This window comes from Chloracidobacterium sp. (genome assembly GCA_016716305.1).
Lineage (GTDB): Bacteria > Acidobacteriota > Blastocatellia > Pyrinomonadales > Pyrinomonadaceae > OLB17.
Genome location: JADJWP010000001.1, coordinates 198,405 through 216,304, shown reverse-complemented (window position 1 = coordinate 216,304; position 17,900 = coordinate 198,405). Strand labels below are relative to the sequence as shown.

The 17,900-nt window shown below is 54.7% G+C and carries 8 protein-coding genes; 4 read left to right on the top strand and 4 right to left on the bottom strand.

From position 1 onward, the window contains the following. Positions 1-24: 24 nt before the first annotated feature. Both IPM28_00855 and IPM28_00850 read right to left on the bottom strand, forming a co-directional pair. Positions 25-2,037 (bottom strand): response regulator, encoded by a 2,013-nt coding sequence (locus tag IPM28_00855; GenBank protein ID MBK9171548.1) that lies wholly within the window; start codon positions 2,035-2,037, stop codon positions 25-27. Positions 2,038-2,207: 170 nt separating this feature from the next. Continuing rightward, complete coding sequence (locus IPM28_00850) at positions 2,208-2,357, bottom strand: lmo0937 family membrane protein (protein ID MBK9171547.1); 150 nt, start codon at positions 2,355-2,357, stop codon at positions 2,208-2,210. 419 nt (positions 2,358-2,776) lie between these two features. Between IPM28_00850 and IPM28_00845 the strand changes: the two genes are divergently transcribed. After that, positions 2,777-4,258 (top strand): sigma-54-dependent Fis family transcriptional regulator, encoded by a 1,482-nt coding sequence (locus IPM28_00845; protein MBK9171546.1) that lies wholly within the window; start codon positions 2,777-2,779, stop codon positions 4,256-4,258. A gap of 67 nt (positions 4,259-4,325) precedes the next feature. On the opposite strand, the gene IPM28_00840 is transcribed toward IPM28_00845, so the two are convergent. After that, complete coding sequence (locus IPM28_00840; protein ID MBK9171545.1) at positions 4,326-4,493, bottom strand: hypothetical protein; 168 nt, start codon at positions 4,491-4,493, stop codon at positions 4,326-4,328. Between the two features lie 323 nt (positions 4,494-4,816). Between IPM28_00840 and IPM28_00835 the strand changes: the two genes are divergently transcribed. The 3 genes from IPM28_00835 to IPM28_00825 all read left to right on the top strand — a co-directional run bounded on the left by IPM28_00835 (position 4,817) and on the right by IPM28_00825 (position 8,940). Then, entirely contained in the window at positions 4,817-5,092 is a 276-nt protein-coding gene (locus tag IPM28_00835; GenBank protein MBK9171544.1) for a GlsB/YeaQ/YmgE family stress response membrane protein, read from the top strand. Between the two features lie 416 nt (positions 5,093-5,508). Then, entirely contained in the window at positions 5,509-6,069 is a 561-nt protein-coding gene (locus IPM28_00830; protein MBK9171543.1) for a sigma-70 family RNA polymerase sigma factor, read from the top strand. Positions 6,070-6,159: 90 nt separating this feature from the next. After that, the gene (locus IPM28_00825) at positions 6,160-8,940 is read left to right on the top strand and encodes a serine/threonine protein kinase (protein MBK9171542.1); all 2,781 of its coding nucleotides are present in this window, start codon (positions 6,160-6,162) and stop codon (positions 8,938-8,940) included. Positions 8,941-9,066: 126 nt separating this feature from the next. Here the strand turns inward: IPM28_00825 and IPM28_00820 are convergent, their stop codons facing one another. Next, a complete protein-coding gene (locus tag IPM28_00820) occupies positions 9,067-17,688 on the bottom strand; it encodes a PD40 domain-containing protein (GenBank protein ID MBK9171541.1) in 8,622 nt (2,873 codons plus the stop codon). Between the last annotated feature and the right edge of the window lie 212 nt (positions 17,689-17,900).

Here is a 17,900-nt window from a genome sequence, read left to right as displayed (position 1 = left end):
CTAGATCGGTGATCGTGCGGCGGTTCAGGCATTCGCCGATCCGGCCGGAACTGCCGAGCCGCCGGAAAATCGTCGGTAAAGCTCGAAGACCTCGTTGACCAAGACCTCGGGCTCAAACGGTTTGGTGGAATAACTCTGAAATCCTGCCTCTGCAGCCCTAGCTTTGCTTTCAGCGGTCGCGAACGCGCTAAGCGCAAGTGCAGGGATCTGTCCGCCGCTTTCTTTCGACATCGCACGGATGCGTTTCATCATCGAGTAGCCGTCTTCTTCGGGCATCGCGAGATCCGAAATTATCGCATCGGGCAATCTGTCTGACGCGTTCGTGAGCATGCGTATCGCTGACCGCGCATTGGTCGCAGTTACAACGGCTGCTCCGCTTTGTTCCAAAAACAACTGAAGCACTTCGCGGGAATCTGCGTCATCCTCGACAACCAGGATCTTCAAGCCCTTGAGCGGCATTTGTTCTGCCGACGGTGCAGTGACCGACGCGGCCAAAGGCTGAACGGCGGCATTCGCGAGCGGAAGACGTACCGTAAAGGTCGAGCCATTGCCGATTCCCGGACTGTGTGCCTCGATCGAACCTCCGTGGCGTTCGGCCAGGATCTTTGCGATCGAAAGTCCGAGCCCAAGGCCCGCACTGCTTCGCGTCTGATTTGCATCGCCCTGCGAAAACTGCCGGAATATACTCGGCAGAGCATCGGGATTGATTCCCTGGCCGGTGTCGGAAACGACGATCGACGCTGTCGAATCGGTCGACTCGATATTGACCGCGACCTTGCCGCCCTCCGGCGTGAATTTGATGGCGTTCGAGATCAAATTTCCAAAGACCTGCTGCAGTCGGTTCGCATCACCATAGACACTTAGGTCCGCGCGATCGGAACCGAACTCAAGCGTTATGCCCTTTGCTTCGGCCGCAGGTTTTTGTGCCTGAAACGAACCTCGCACAAGTTCGTAGAGATTCGTCGGCCTGTATTCAAGGCGAAGCTTGCCCGAGGCGACGCGTGCCGAATCGACGAGGTCATTGATCAGCTTGGTCTGCACACGCGCGCTGCGTTCGATGGTCTCAAGAGCATTTCGTCGGGTTTCTTCGTCAACTTCCTTGGTGAGTAAGATCTTTGACCAGCCCAGGATCGCATTAAGCGGGGCCCTGAGCTCATGAGAAACGAAGGCAAGGAAGAAGTCTTTTGCCCGGTTGGCTTCGACCGCTTCGTCACGAGCCTTTTTCTCTCGGTCGTATACTTTCGAAAGTTCCTCCGCAGCCAATTTCTGCTCGGTGATCTTCCTGACAACACCCATCATTTTGATCGGCTCGCCGTTACTGTTGACAAACGATTTGCCTTCGACACAGATCCATTCGACCTCGCCGCCCGGATAGATCACACGAAATTCTTCCTCGTACTTAGTACCGAGCCGTCGGGATTCAGCCAGAAAGTTGGAAACGAATTCACGATCATCGCTGTGAACCGTATTTATGAAGCTCTCATAGCTGAGTGCTCCGTATGCCGGCAAGCCGAGCAGTTCGTTGCATTGAGGCGTCGCATAAACGCGTTCCTCCGGAAAATCCCAGAACCAAAGTCCGATCTCGGCGTTCTCCGCCGCGGCCAGCAGCTGAACGCTCTCTCGCTTAACATGAAGCGAATCGCCGATCGAGCGGTCATGTGTGATCGCACAAACGAATATGGTTGCAGGTTCGTCAGGTCGTGCGAGGGGCAGTAGTGTTATATCGAGCGGTATCTTTTCGTCGACGCTGATCCGGAAATCGAGAATGATCTCGACCTTCTTTCCAGAACCCGCCGTCTCGATCGCATTAGAAAGCAGCTTTGATGTGTTTTGGGACGATTGCCAGAAGACGGTCTCGCTTAAGATCTGGCCGACCAAAAGGTCCGGATCGGTATTCGTGCGATCGAAAATACGCCCTCGCATATCGGCCACTCGGCCGACCGCATCGATGGTTCCGTAGAGTTCGAATATCTCGTCAAAGAGCCCGATCATATGATCGGAACCGATCGCTGAAAGCTGGCCTGTTGGTTTCGTCATTAATCGATCATTGCGTCCATTTCTGTTCCACCGGGGGAATGGACCCGCACGAAAAGCGGCCCATCGAACAAGAGCAAGACCTCGTTACTCAAGTGAATATCGAGGTCTATATTACCAGAAAATGCCTATCAGGCTATCCGGGTTTGGCGATGTCGCGGGGACCGCTCAGATCAGACAGCACGTCGCCCGGAAAGGATGCGTATGACAAAAACGACCAGGGCAACAAGCAGCAGCGTATGAAGAATGCCGCCGAACGTCTGACCGGCAACGAGTCCGAGCAGCCACAATACAAGCACTATAACGATAATGGTCTCTAACATAAATACCTCCTGAAGTAAGTTCTCGAAATCCTATGTTTACGTGTGGATTCATACTACAAGATCCATGCCAGTCTCACAGATATCATCATAAGTCCCGTGATAGCAATACTTACAAATCCAGGTTGAGCGGCCATGATCGGTAGTGTGTATCGAAAGATGGCACAAAGCAGCCCGGGAAATAACATTAGGATACGCATGAAGAAATTGTGTATAATCTGTATTGAAAGAATACATTCGAACTGTGAGTCGGCTCGCCGATCTGAGCCATCAGACGAGGTTTTATCGCTGTCTAACGGGTAAGTGGGATTGGCATAAATTTTGCGGTCATTAAAGAACAGAAGCGGCTGAAAGATGTAAGATCGCGAGTCTCGGTTCAGTTACTGTCTGGACCGCCGATCGATTTACGAGGAAATCAGAAGATGCCAAACAAGGCTCTCATTATCGACGACGACAAGGTGACGCTCGAACTGCTGACGTTTCAGCTTAAGTCAGAGGGTTTCGACACGATCACGGCCGACACCGGTGCCAAGGGTCTCGAATACGCAAAGTCTGAGGATTTTGACGTTGTTCTGACTGACCTCAATCTTCCGGACATCAATGGGATCGAAATGGTCAGACAGTCCAAGATGATATCGCCCGAAACCGAGATCATCGTTGTCACGGGTTACGACTCGTCGCAGAAAGCGATCGAAGCGACGCGCGTCGGTGCCTTTGGCTACATCGTAAAACCGGTCGATTTCGAGGAACTGATGGTCGACGTTCGAAACGCGGTCGAATCCAAGAAGCAGGCACAGATCAATGCCCGACAGGCCGCCGAGATCAAAGAGCTTCGCGGCCATTTGACCAGCAGAAAGTCATACGAGGGCATCATTGGCGGTGCGCGTTCGATGCAGAATATTTATGAGATCATCGAAAACGTTGCAGAATCGGATGCGAATGTATTGATCCTTGGCGAATCAGGCACCGGGAAGGAGGTCATTGCAAATGCCCTTCACTACAAGAGCCACCGTTCGAAACAGCCATTTGTGAAGGTCAACTGCTCCGCGCTGCCTAAGGACCTGATCGAATCACAGTTGTTCGGCCATGTAAAAGGTTCGTTCACCGGTGCGAATACGGATAAGGTCGGGTTCATCGGACAAGCGAACGGCGGCAGCCTGATGCTTGACGAGATAGGTGAAATGCCTGTTGATCTGCAGCCGAAGCTGCTGCGTGTTTTGCAGGAAAAGGTCTACTACCGGGTCGGGAGCGACAAGCCGCAGGATGCCGATTTCCGACTGATCTGTGCGACCAACCGCGATCCCTTTGAGGCGATCAGCGACGGAGCTCTCCGCGAGGATCTTTACTATCGGATAAATACGATCGAGATCAAGATACCGCCGCTCCGCGAGAGAATGGAAGACATTCCCATGCTCGCCGAGCATTTCCTGCAAATATTCGCCGAGAAGTACGGACGCCCCGACGCAACTTTCACGCAGTCCGCTTACGATCAGATGCTGCACTATATCTGGCGCGGCAACGTCCGCGAGCTTCAAAACGTCATCGAACGCGCCGTTCTGTTGAGCAAGACCGGCAAGATCGACAATATGGACATTCCGAACAGCGGAGAAATGGGTGCCGTTGCGGCCAACGGCGGCAACATCCAGGCTGTTCCGCCGGGTTCGATCTTCAACTTTCTCGAGGGCGAGCACATGTTTGAGCAGGTAGGTAAATTGATAGTTGAAAAGCTGCCAGAGCCGAGGGATGGGCAAGATAATCAGGACGTTTTTGATTCGATCGAAAGCGGGATAGTCAGGGCCGCCTTAGATCGTACACGCGGCAACAAACAAGCCGCCGCAAATCTACTTGGAGTGTACCGTCCGCGGCTTTACGGGATGATCAAAAGACATAGCCTTGAAACGTGACAATGCCTAAACAAAAAAACTCCCGACCGTAACGGACGGGAGCTTTCTTTAGATAACTCTCATTCCTTCAAGAGCCCTTCGAGACACCCGGTACCTTCACCTCGACGTCGATCTCGTGCTTTTTATTGCTGTTGAGAAACCCGCCGTAATAGAACGTACCCGCAACTATCGCAACGATTATTATCATTGCTACTGCCCAAATAAGATTGCTTCCGATTCGATTTTCTTCTGACATTTTCGATCTACCACCTATATAAATTATAAAAACAAGCTTTCACCTTGGTTAGATACAAATCGTGTGCCACGACCGTTATGTTCAGAAATCGCTATCACCATAAGCATTTACGGCGATCGCAGAACGTTCTGCGATCGGCTCGAAACGTGAACGGTACAGTTCTGTACGATATTAGTTCATAGACTCGTTCGAGAGCTGACGGCTGAAATATAGGGCCGTAACGAGTTTATGTCAGTTCGATTCTTTTCGCGATTTTCGATGAGAAACGATATACTTGGTCATCGGATCCAAATCGATAATCTTAATTCAGAAGGAGAGAGTCTATGTTTAGCATGCTGGGCACTGTCATTGTGGGGCTGATCGTCGGTGCGATCGCCAGATTCTTGATGCCGGGAAAAGAAGCGTTACCCGCCGGCCTCACTGGTATTTTGCTAACTATCGTGATCGGAATTGCTGGTGCGTTCCTCGGCACGTTCATAGGCGGAAGCCTGTGGGGCGGCGAGAACTACGCCGCGGGATGGATAATGTCGATACTTGGAGCGATCATCTTGCTGCTGCTGCTGCGGCTGGTATTGGGAAAAGGTGATCGGGCGGCGTAAGTTCGTTCGGGTTTCGACCAAAATAAACGGAGCGGGCTGATCAGGCTCGCTCTTTTTTTCACTCGTGATCTTTGTTCCGCAGATCGATCGTCGTGTCCGCTACCCACACGGGACATCGGCCTTGAGCGACGGGATCGATGATAGATCCTCGTTTCTGGCATTTAGCCTTTCTCGAAACTCCAAGCAGGATGGAAAACCGGCCTCAATCCGACTTTTCATTTCTATTTGGGGTGTATTAGTATATGCGGCAGTCACCCGCAATTCGTTAACATCCGAATCGGTTCATAGACGGGGTCGTTTGCGGCCCGTGTAGCGGACCTTGAAGTACCCGGCCGGGGTTTGGCTTAAGGCCTAAATCCGCGCTCTCGACGAACACTGAGCGGATATGGACGAGATCACGGCGACAGGCAATTGTGATGCGAAGCTCTGAAATTACGCAGATCCTTCAGGACTGGAACGACGGTAACGAGGACGCCAAAGAACGGCTCCTGCCTTTTGTGTATGACGAACTGAAGCGGCAGGCCCGCTATTATATGTCGCGTGAACGTCGCGATCATACGCTGCAGCCAACCGCACTCGTCCATGAGGCGTTTTTGCGGATCGCGCAGCAGTCAGGTATCGACTGGCAGAATCGCAGTCACTTCTACGGCGTCGCATCGCGTTTGATGAGGCAGATCCTGGTAGATCACGCACGGGTTCATGCTGCTGCAAAACGCGGCAGCAACCCGATCCACTTTTCTTTGGACGACGTTCAAATACCGGTCGAACAGCGCGCCGAATCCATTCTGGCGTTAAACGACGCCCTCGATCGGCTCGCCGAATTGGACGAACAGCAAGCGAAAGTGGTCGAGATGAGGTTCTTCGGCGGCTTGAACAACGGCGAGATCGCGTCTGCGTTGGACGTCTCCGAACGGACGGTAGGCCGCGAATGGCAGTCCGCCCGCTTATGGCTTTTCCGTGAACTCAGCCGTGCGTGATCGAGAACTTCCTCACACGAGTTTGATCGAGTGAATTTGTCACACTTGGAAGCGAAAATTCGCATTTAGATCCGGAAGCGAATAAATCGTATGAACACGGATAACTGGCCACGCGTCAAAGAAGTGCTTCACGAGGCACTTGAGATCGAACCGGCGGACCGCCCGCGGTTTCTGAACGAACTCGGCCTTTCTCCCGAGATCCGGTCCGAAGTCGAATCGCTGCTCTCGATGGAGCACGGGGCCGCCGCGATGATGGACGGCTCGGCGGTCGAGTTTTCAAAAGACTTCATCGACGGCGCAGACGGCGGCATGGTCGGTAAAAGGATCGGTGCATACCGCATCAACGGTGAACTCGGTCACGGCGGAATGGGTGCCGTTTATCTTGCCGAACGAGCCGACGGGAAGTTCGAACAAAAGGTCGCGCTGAAATTGCTGAGGCGCGAAATGAATACCGGTGCGTTGCGGCGTCATTTTGAGCAAGAGCGTGAAATTCTCGCTTCACTGGATCATCCGAATATTGCAAGGCTTCTGAACGCCGGCACGACCGATGAAGGGATCCCATTCATTGCAATGGAGTTTGTCGACGGCCTGCCGATCGACGAATACAGCAATGTGAACGAGATCGGGCTTAAGGCACGACTCGAGTTATTTCGTGTCGTCTGCTCGGCCGTCGAGTTCGCACATCGTAATCTGGTTGTTCACCGCGACCTAAAACCGTCAAACATTCTGGTCACAAATGACGGGATCCCGAAGCTGTTGGATTTCGGCATCTCGAAGATCCTCTCCAAGGAATTCGATTCGGCCGCTTCGGCAACGATCACCAGAATGGGTGTAATGACGCCGTCATATGCGTCGCCCGAGCAGTTGAAGCGCAGCAGCGTGACCACACTCTCGGACGTTTACAGCCTCGGCGTCATTCTGTACGAGCTTCTCAGCGGAAACCGGCCGTTCGGTTCGAGCGAATCGGACATCAGGGAGATCTACAACGCCGTGCTCGAGAACGATCCGGTGCCGCCGTCGGACATGCTTGCGATGAAAACGCGGCAATTCGGCATGCTGGCTTCCGCTCCGACGGTCGTCCGGCCAGATGATGCAGGTCTTGTCGATCAGGCGCGAACAAACCCGGGCCTCGGCCGACACACCGGTCCGGGGCGATTTGTCCTTTCGTCGAATACTATCCGGGGCGATCTCGACAATATCGTTTTGAAGGCGCTGCGGAAAGAACCTGAGCGACGATATGGCTCGGTCGCAAGCTTTTCAGAAGACATCGAAAGGTATCTGAAGGGCTTGCCGGTAAATGCCCGGCCAAACACCCTTTCCTACCGTGCGACCAAGTTTGTCGCGCGAAACAGACTGCGGGTCGGCGGGGCGGCGATCTTGACCACCGCTATGGCGGGCGGGGTTGCCGCGACCGTTTGGCAAGGCCGCATCGCGACAGCTGAAAAGGCAAAGGCAGAACGGCGGTTCAACGATGTGCGGTCTTTGGCAAATTCGTTCTTATTCGAATTTGGCCCGATGATCGAGAACATTCCGGGAACGACCGCTGCCCAGGAACTTCTGGTTAAGCGAGCACTTGAATATCTGGACAGGCTAGCGAGCGAGTCGGAAAATGACCCGGGGCTGCAGCGAGAACTTGCATCCGCATACGAAAAGGTCGGAGACGTGCAGGGCAACCCGTACAGTCCGAACATCGGTGACGTCAAGGGAGCACTCCTGAGCTACGAGAAATCGAGATCGATCCGCGCGTCAATGTTCGAACGAACGCCTGAGGACCTTCAGTTGGCCGGCGAGCTTGCTACGATCCACAAACTGATCGCCGATGTCGACTCGCACGGCGGCGATTACGATAAGGCGGTCGGAAATTACGATAAAGCACTTGAAATTCGCGAGATGATCGTTGCCCGATCGCCGCAAGATTTTGCGGCCAGGGCCAAACTTGCGGAAGTGCTCAGGTCGCGGGGGCTGATACCATTTTTTGAAGGCGACAATAAGAAGGCGATCGAATATTATTCGCGTGCCAGAGACATTCTTGAGGTGCTGCATCGCGAAGACCCCGCGAACCTGGCTATCGAACATGAGTTTGCCTTTATCTTCGTCTCGATCGGTGAGGCCCAGGGATGGGACGGCGAGTTGAAGCTTGCGGGTGAAAATCTGCAAAAAGGCCTCGATATGCTGCTGTCGGTCGCAGGCCGCGCACCGGATGACCGTAAGGTCAATCGGTCGCTGATGCTCGCTTACAACAAACGCGCCGAGAATCACGTTGACGTCGAAGAGTTTCGAAAGGGCGTTGAACTATATTCTAAGGGTGTCGAAATAGCAGAACGGCTTTACCGTGCCGACCAGAAGAGCTTTCAGGCAAAACGCGACGTCGCGATGGGGTACAAAAAGCTCGCTCAGGCCCTCGACTCGGCTGGTGAAAGCAAACGATCGCTTGAAATGCTGACGCGATCGATGAACACATTCAATGAGCTTAGTAGTGCCGATACGAACAATGCCGAAGCCCTATACGATGTGGCCAATACGCGCTTTTCGGTCGGTGAGACCTATCTTTCGCTAAAGGACTTCGATTCGGCCCTGGAGGCTTTCCGAACCGCAAACGACGAATTTGGCAAAGTCTTGAGCATCAACCCCGAGAATATTTACGCGGTTCGAATGTCGACCTTCAATCTCGAAAGAATGGGAAGGGCATATCAGGCCCTTGCGGCGAAGCGCGATCGAACCGCAATGCTGAACAACGCACTCGAGAATTTCAGGGCAGCTCACGCCAATCTGAACAAGATGAAAGCCGATGGCAATCTGGGCGACATCGATCTACCGGCCATTGCCGAAACCGAAGGGAAGATAAAGGCGATTGAATCACTGCTGCGCTGAAGTGCCGCTTCGGCCCCCTGCAGCAGACCGATAAGATCACCTTCCCGACTGCCAACGATAAGTGAGATGCAAAGAAAGCCGACGAGGTAATGCTCGCCGGCTTTTTGACTTATGCTGCAGTTGGGCCTAAGGATCAGCGACCAGGTCAAATTCCGAAAGATCGTTATTGAGGGGTATCCCTCGCGGCTCAAAGCTGAGGCCTTTCGCCCGAACCTCGATTATATAGAACGATCCGGCTGAGAGTCCGGTGATCCTGTAGTAACCGAGCGGCGAAGAACGGACCGTGATCTCGGCACCGTCTGTCCTGCTCACGATCACTGCCGCATTCGCCACCGAGCGGCCGTCTGACGTCAACACCCTGCCCGATATCTGAACACCCGCGGATGTAGGCCCGAGTAGCGAGATAATGGCCGCATCGAACGACGCCGGAACGGCGGCCGCGCCCGTATCTGCGACCTCGGCGGCAACCGGCCCGCCGCCAAATCCGATAGTTGTTGTCGGCGGTGCTCCGACGGCCACGTCGAACTCGATGGTCAACAGCTGCTGCGTACCGGCACCGAACGGATCGGTCGGCAGTTTGTCGACCAAAAGTCCGAGCCTGCCCGACGCGGCATCGGCATCGTTTGATGTTACGGCCGCGCCGTTCGCTCCGCTGCCGACCGTGATGTTCGTCGGGTTGCTCAGAACGGCCGGGTCAAAGTTCAAAGTGAATCCGACTCCGGCCTCGTCGCCTTGCGCGTCAAGTTCGACCCCAACGACCAGCTTGTTTCCGGAGCGGCTTACGCGCACCGGCGTGACCGTTCTTGTAACGCCCTGCTTGGAACTGCCGTTGGTCGCGGAAGCGACCTGAACCGACGATGTGTTCGGCCCGCTTGCGGCAGTTCGAGGATTCAGACCGGCGATGAATCGGCGTGCCTGGACAATATCGGCCACCGATAGAACTGCATTCCCGCCTTCAGCAAACGGTGCGGAATCAGCACGTTGGAATTCGTTGAAGGTGAAGTCAGTATCGAGCCCGGCGACGAAGCGACGGATCTGTGCAGCATCTCCGGCATCTACCACGCCATTGCTGCCATTCGGCCGCGGAGACACGTCTGACTCCGTATCGCCCCCAAACACCGTGATCTCGGCATCGGGCACACTCGGAGCGGCCTCGACGTTGCCGGCATTGTCTTTGCCGATCGAGTAGAAGCGGTAGTTTCGTCCCCAGGAGCCGGCGTATCCAAGGCTTGTCTCTTGTGTATCTTTCGCGACGAGCTGGTATGGTCCGCCGTTTTCAGATACGTAAATGTCGAAGCCCTGGAAGCCCGAACCGTCGGTGTCATCGGTACCGCTCCAGTTGATCTGGAAGTTCGGGTTATCTGTCGTTGCGGGCAACGGCGCTACCGACGAAGTTGGCACGATCATATCAACGAGGTTCGACGTTGCGTTCGTGACGATCGGCTCGTTGATGTCAAAGATGATCTCAGCCGTATTGCTTATGTTGGTCCGATGGGGAATATCCGACCTCGGTTTGACAGTGAATGTAACGTATCCTTCGCCGTCGCGGGCCGCGTTGTTTGGCGGCAAAAGACCTCGCAACGGGTCGAGGGGCTGCTCGCCCGTTGCAGGGTCGATCGCCGTCATCAACCAGATCACCCGGCGGTTGACGATATCAAGCCCGGCCGAGACATCGACGATGATCGCAGCTTCGCCTTCGCCAACGTTCACTCTGGTGTTGAAGAAGGCTTGATTTGGCGGTGCGACGACGCGAGTGTCGTTGAACACCATCTCGCCTAGACGTATGGATCCGGCATCGAGCTCAGCCGGTATCTGATCGACAATGAGTATCTGTTGGGCCGGTGCCGTAGCCTCGGGAATATTCTCGAAGTTTATACGATACTCGATCGGCGCCCTCGCGGCGACAAATCTTTCGGGCCCATAACCGTCAGGCGAGAGTTTCTCGTTCGGATCGTGAGCGATCATTCGCCTCACCGGCCGTATTTTCCGGTTCTTAAGACACTTATTCAATTGCCATAGCAATTTGGCAGTCTGAAACGCCATCACCCCTGCCAAGTATAGAGGGAATTTTTTCAATAGATCATTGAAACAGAATACGACCGTATTTGCCGCGGTATTGACTACAGCAAGGAAAAGGTTTGTAACGAATGCCAGCGGTGAGAGCGTATTTATCGAAACGTTCGAAACGACATCTACGAAATTGAGTACGCCATTGAGTATCGAGCCCAAGCACCCTGCCGGGATGACTGCCTTTAGGACGGTGATCAAAAGCAGGCGCATGAACTCACGCCAGCAATCGCGGGCTTCGGGATCCTGGGCAAACGAGCTCCGATTGCCGGACGACGTAAAACGCGAGATCGCACCGTTGCCCGCAGGCACCGAATCGTCAGCCAGATCGGCAAGCGGATTAAGCATCTCGAGCGAGACCTCGAAAGGTGCAAATGCCGGAACCCTTAGGTCGATGCCTACTTCGATCGATGAACGCGCCCGAATTAGCGGCGCCATCAGCATTATCGCCCTTGTGCCGTTCTCGTCGATGTGAAGCGGCAGTACCTGGTTAATATCAGAACCCGGCGGGACGTCTACTACCTGTGTATTGAGAGTTGGTTCCCGGTAAGTAGCCGGGTCCATCGAGTATTGCATCCACGACGGTATCTCGATGATGACCGGCACTTTCACCGCATCATTCAAACCGTCGTTGATGAGCGACATCGTATACCGGACGGTTTGCTCGCCGGCCCAAAGAGCGCTTGGCCCAAGGATCTCAGGCCTCAGGCTATGGCCGCCGCCGGCTACGATCTGGAAGCCATCGTCGAGCGTTGCCGTTTGAAGATCGGGGTTGGTTACGACCACATCGTACTGTCCGGGAGCCTGGCCTTTAAGGTCAAAGACGGCGACCAGCCAAACCTGTGAATTATTGCTTTCAGCAGCGTGGATCTCGGCACCGCCGGACGAGACCAATTTCGCCGTTGCGCCGGTCTGGAACTTTGCTCCGCTTATGTAAAGCGTAGCTATACCCTCGTTGCCTGCAACGGTTGGCGAAACGGTCCGTGCCGAGAACGGCAGCACATCGGCGCTGATAGTGATGTTCTGCGGCTGCCCGACACCGAGCTTGGCGTCACTTAGCTTTTGCTCGATAAAACTGCTCGTGATGAGGATGCGCGACCGAGGCGGAATATAGTCGTGGCTGACCATCGAATAGTAGTCGCCGGTCTCGGTGTTCGCGATCAGATTTTCCTGATCGGCCTCGCGTGGGCGTTGACCTTGAAAATCATAGTCGGCCCGGCTGACGATCGAACCGAAATTTGTGAAGAGTTCATTTCGGTTACCGGGCTCGCCATCGAGGCCTACAATGACGGTCTCGTCGGCAGGCGGAGCGAACTTGAAGAATTTGTTTCCGCCGTTCGGAAGGGTCGTGGCGAATGGTGTGTTCATCGTCAGGACAGGGAGGGAAACCCCGGACTGTCCGGCCGACGACTGCAGATTGTTCGATTCGTCGCCCTCTCTGACCAAATTGCGGGCATCTGTGCGGATCAGAACATAGTAGTTGCCTTCTTCGATCGGGGGCAGTATGAATCCGGCCTGAGCGGTGTAGGTCTCGCCCATCGCGAGCAATGTTTCATTCCGCTGATATTTGCCGACCAGGGTATCTTCGACGTCCCAGAACTGGTCACGCGAAAGGTAGACGTGATCGGTCCATTTTCCATATGCGGTGTTCGGCCCCAGATTCTGAACTGTCCAATTGAACGTCGCGGATTCGCCCGGAGACGCCGTAGTAGGAGGCGTTATGCTTGTGACGTCGAGATCGGCCGGCGGCGCGACCTGGAGATCGACCGCGAGAGACGGGCTCTGGTTATTGACTTCGCTGCTTTCCACGACCTTTTTCTTATAGTCGGTGACGACGAATATCCGATAATCACCGGTCAGGCCCGCGGGGAAATTTACGATCAATCCGCCCTGATACGACTGGCCGCCTTGAAGCGGTTCGTTCGAACGGTTGACCCAACCCATCGTGGTGTCGGTCGAATCGAGCACGGAGTCGCGCGAAAGAAAGACATAATCGGTCCAGCTGCCGCCAAAAGTAGTATCGGTGCCCGTATTTGTCACCGTGTAATTGACGGTCGCGTTTGCTCCGGCGTATGTCGGCGACGTAACAGTGACATTCGATGCAATGAGATCTACCGCCGGGCCTGTCAGTGTGATCGGTGCCGACGCGGTCGAATTGTTTGTTTCCCATTGTGAACCTGTCGGCCCTTCGAACACAGTATTGTTGTTGTCCGTCTGGACGATCACGTAATACTGGTTGGCGGGAACTCCGTTCACGGGAACGTCCGCGTTCCGAACATACGTCTCACCCGGAGCCAGCGATGTGGACGGACTGATTGCGATATTCCCTGAGATGTCATTCGTCGAATAGTTTGCGTCGATCGAAAAGACGACGCGATCGGACCATCCGGAGAATGTCTGGGCCGGCTGTGCGCCTGCATTTCGTACCGTCCAGGTGACGTGTCGATAGGCGGGGCCGTTTGTCGAGGGGCCGACGACCACCGAATCAACGACCAGATCGGCATTATTGTGCTGAAGCGTGAACGGAACCGAATCAAGTATGTTGTTCGTTTCGGCCGCGCCACACTCGGGCACTACGTCATTCGAGTCGGTTCGGACGGAGATGTAATATGTTCCGGGGACAATCGACGCGGGCATTGTCACATTCATCGAACGGGCAACGCTGCCGGATGGCGGTATCGACGCCTCGATGTCACTGCTTCCTAATCTCACCGCACTGCCTCCGCCCATTGGGATCAAAAAGGCGGTTTCCGAAAAGCGGGCCGCTGCGGTGCCGGTTCCATTGTTTACGGTCGTCCACGTGATAGTGCCGTTCTGCCGGAGGCGATCGAACGCCGGAACATTAAGGTTGGTCACATTGAGGTCCGGCGGAGTGCTGACAACCTGGATCGGATGCGCCGGGCTTCCATTGTTTGCTTCGGCATCGAAGCCCGAATTGAATTCGTAAAGGTCGTTTCGGAAGTCAGCCGCAGCGATCAGGTTCATGCTGCCGCTGAGACACGCCGGCACGCGGAAGCCTGCATCCACCTGGTAGCTGCTGCCCGGTGCTGCACCTGCATTTCTTCGAACCGATCCGATGAACACATCTGACGGGTCAAGCGTCAGATCATTCGACAGAACTGCGCCGTCATACCAAACACCGGTCGCCGAGAACGCGCCCTGATTTGTTACTGAGAAATTTACCGGCAGGTCTTCTCCGGCGGTAACCGTCGCCGGCGAGTTTGGCAGGTTCTGAACGATCAGATCGGGAGGCGTACGCTGTATGGTTATCGGTGAACCAGGTGCGACGCGATCGTAATCGGAATTGTTGCTTTCCGAGTTGTATTCGTAAACGCCATTTGAGACATCGGTGACTGCAAAAACGTAATACTCGCCTTCAACATCATATGGAAGCTTTACGTATTCCGGACCGTCCTGCGTGACCCTGGCGATAGAGCTATTGACCTTGCTGCCGCCAGCAGGCAGAAATGAGCTGGAGGCACCGGTGAAGATCAGGCGATCTTCGCTTGTGTTTAATACTTGATCACGCGAAAGATAGAGCCGGTCATACCACGTATGGTTCGGATCGGGTTGAGCGTCGCTTGTTCCAACGTTGTTGACCTGCCACGTCATTTGAAACGTTCCGCCCGCAAACAAAAGCCCGATCGGGGCCTGCACGTTCGATACCGTCAGGTCGGGCAGCGGCGGGACGTTGAGGTTGATCTGATGCGCGCCTACATTGTTTTCTGCCGATTCTTCATTCAGCGTGACGAGGTCGTCTGTTCTTACTTTAATGTAGTAGGTTCCGGTGAGTCCTCGCGGGATCTTGATCGTTGCCGAAGCAACATAGCTGCCGCCGGCTTCGATCGCGGTCGTGTTCGGTACCCGCAATAGCCTTTGTCCGAGTCCGGCAGGGTTGGTTCCGATATAGATCCCGTCGGACCATGTTGACGCATTCGTCGGACCGGGGCCCGCATTCGTTACGGTCCACTGAACCTGTATCGTCTGATCGAAGAATGCCTGGTCTGGTGTTGTTACGTTTGGCACGGTCAGGTCAGGCCTCAACAGCCGTCGCACGTATACCGGCTGGAAGCGGATATTGTTACCTTCATTCTCGCCTTCGTTTATCTGATCTGCGCCGTCGGTCTTAACATAAATGAAAAAGTTCCCTGAAGCCGGGATCAGGTTTGTCGGGATCGAAACATTCTGAATTCGGTCGACCGATGCGTTCTGGGCGATGCCGCCGGAAAGCGAGAATGAACCGATCTGTGTATCGCCGCCGACCTGGTTGTCCGCGGAGAAGTAGACGCGGTCACTGAACGTAGGTGCGTTCTTTGTTCCGGTGTTCGAAGTGGTCCATGAAACGGCGAATGGTGTATCGGAATCGACCTCGGCCGGAGCTGAGAGGGTGGGCACCTGCAGATCGGCGACGTTATACTCGAACAAAACGGGCGCGCTTAAGAGGTTGTTCGTTTCGCCGGGTCCGTCCGGCAAGCCCTCGACAACTACGTTCTGCACATCGACCCGTGCATAGATCCTCCCGCTGCTGCTAGGGCGTGCCGGGACCGTAGGAATATTGACGTTCTGTGAAATGTTTCTGACCGCACCAGCCGGTATGTTTATGTCCTGAAGCGATACGAGCACGATATCGTCAGCGTTCCCAATCGTTTCATCGAACGAATACGAAAGGTCGTATGTGTAATACGGCGGATTCGGACTAGTACCTGCTCCGCCCGCATTGCGAATATTCCATGTCACATTGAAGTTGACGCCCGGTTCGATGATCGTCGGTGCATTGAGGTTTTCGGGGACGAGGTCCGGCAATACGACCTCGATCGGGACGGCAACGATATTATTTGAAAGAGCACCGCCCTCATTTACCGTTCGATAGGTGTTTGTGTCGTAAATAAGGTAATAAGTGCCGTTTGAAGGAACTCGGTTGAACGGAATATTGACCGTAACCTGCTTTGTAAATTGCCCGGCGGCTGCAAGAACGGATTGCGTCGTCGTTCCGACCCAATTTCCGTCGCCTGCATCAAGCTGATCGTCGAGCGAGAAGTAGACGTTGTCGGTAAAGCTGGCACCGGTCGTTACCGGTCCGATATTTTCGACCGTCGACGTGATCTGGAAAGATGCTCCGGGGCCGACCGAAGGCGGTGTCGTGAATTGGGTCACTCTCAGGTCGGGCCTCGACGGCGATACGCTGACGGTCGCTATGCCGCTGGCAAAATTCACGGTTCGCGTCGCCCGTACATCGGCACTGCGAAAATCGGTTCGAACAGCCGAGTCGATCGTAAATGTCGCCTGAGTTTCTCCCTGCGGGACAGTGAGCGAGCTTTGCGGAAGCGTTATTATTCCCGCGGCACCGTTGATCGTCAAGGTGATCAACGTTCCGCCGGCGGGTGCGGGAGTTGATAAATAAACCGTGCCAGTGGTGGAGCGGCCCGCGGTCAATGGATTGGGGTCATTGATACGTACCGATACTGGCGGAATAAATGTTGACGGTGTTCCCCAACTGAGGCCCCTGAACGCCTCTTGTACGCCGCTGAATACTTCCTGATTAGACTGACCGGTCGCGAGATCGTAAGTCCATACATCTGTGTTGATCGCATCGCCATCCGTTGTGACGTATCCGCCAAAGTACCCTATCCCTGAGCCATCAGGCGACCACACCGGGTTTGACCAGAGATTCTGCGGCTCATGTTCAGTGATCAGTGTGCCGTCATTTGCGTCGATGATCCGAATGACCCTGCGCGACGCGGGACTGCCGGACCCACTCGCACCGCCAATAATATCCTCTTGATGATACAAGGCGATCTGCTGACCATTAGGCGAATATCGAGCCTGCGTCGGATAGTAAGAGCCTTCTGCCTGGTAAAGCCGCATACACCCAGAACCGTCGGCGTTGATCCTGTAGACATCGGTTCCGTTATCGCCGTAGTTTCCAAAGATGATGTATTGTCCGTCGGGCGAATAATTAGGCGTGTCTGGGCCAAAAATTCCGGGAAAGAGGCCGGTACGGTATTTCTGGAATCTTTCGAGGTGCTTTGCAGCGAGTCCGCCGTCGTAACACTCGGAAGTGTCGGTCAAAAGCGTCTGGTTATTCCCAAGCGTGTCCATCCGATAGATACCGATCGATCCGCCACCGGGCGTTCGGTCAGAAACAAAGACGATATTCTGCCCGTCCGGAGAGAACGAAGGCTGCGATTCGCCGCCGAACTGAACGCCGCCGAGCCGCTGCTGGTCCGAGCCATTCGAGTTCATTATGTAGATCTCACGATAACGCTGCCGGTTGAAAAAATTGGCTTCCTCAGGGCCATCGCGAAGACTTACGAAGGCGATCCGGCGTCCGTCGGGCGACCACGCAGGCTCGAAATCGTTGATACCCGCCAATGTCTGGGGGCCGTTAACAGGATCGTGGAGTATCACCCGATCTCGCCGCTGCGGGAAAATGAGCGGCAGGTCGCCCATGCCGTAGATGAGTCTTGAGTTCGGCCCGCCGGCATCATCGGCTTGGGGCGTCAACGTTTCATTTTTCGTGCTTGCTTCAGCAAGCGGGAGGAACACGTGTCCGACGATCCCTGAAAGCACAGGGAAGTATGCAGTTCCGGCTAAAGCGATCGTTCCTGCGAGGCAAGCGAACGAAAATCCGAGTAGGATCAAAAGATACCTGGCCGAAGGTGCGGGCTTACGAAACGTCATTGTGATCTCTCCTTTTTGCGTGTGAAGGGCGCTTGGTGTCAATTGCGGAAAAATCGTCCGATGTCGGACACGTCTCAAAAATAATTATTGCCGCGGCAAGATGATCTCCCCGAGCTGACCGAGATGGGACGTGCGTCTTTTGCGGAATCGCGGTTCTATTGGCAGTTTGATTGACCAAACAGCAACGAGATTCCACGCTCCGTTGCGCGTGG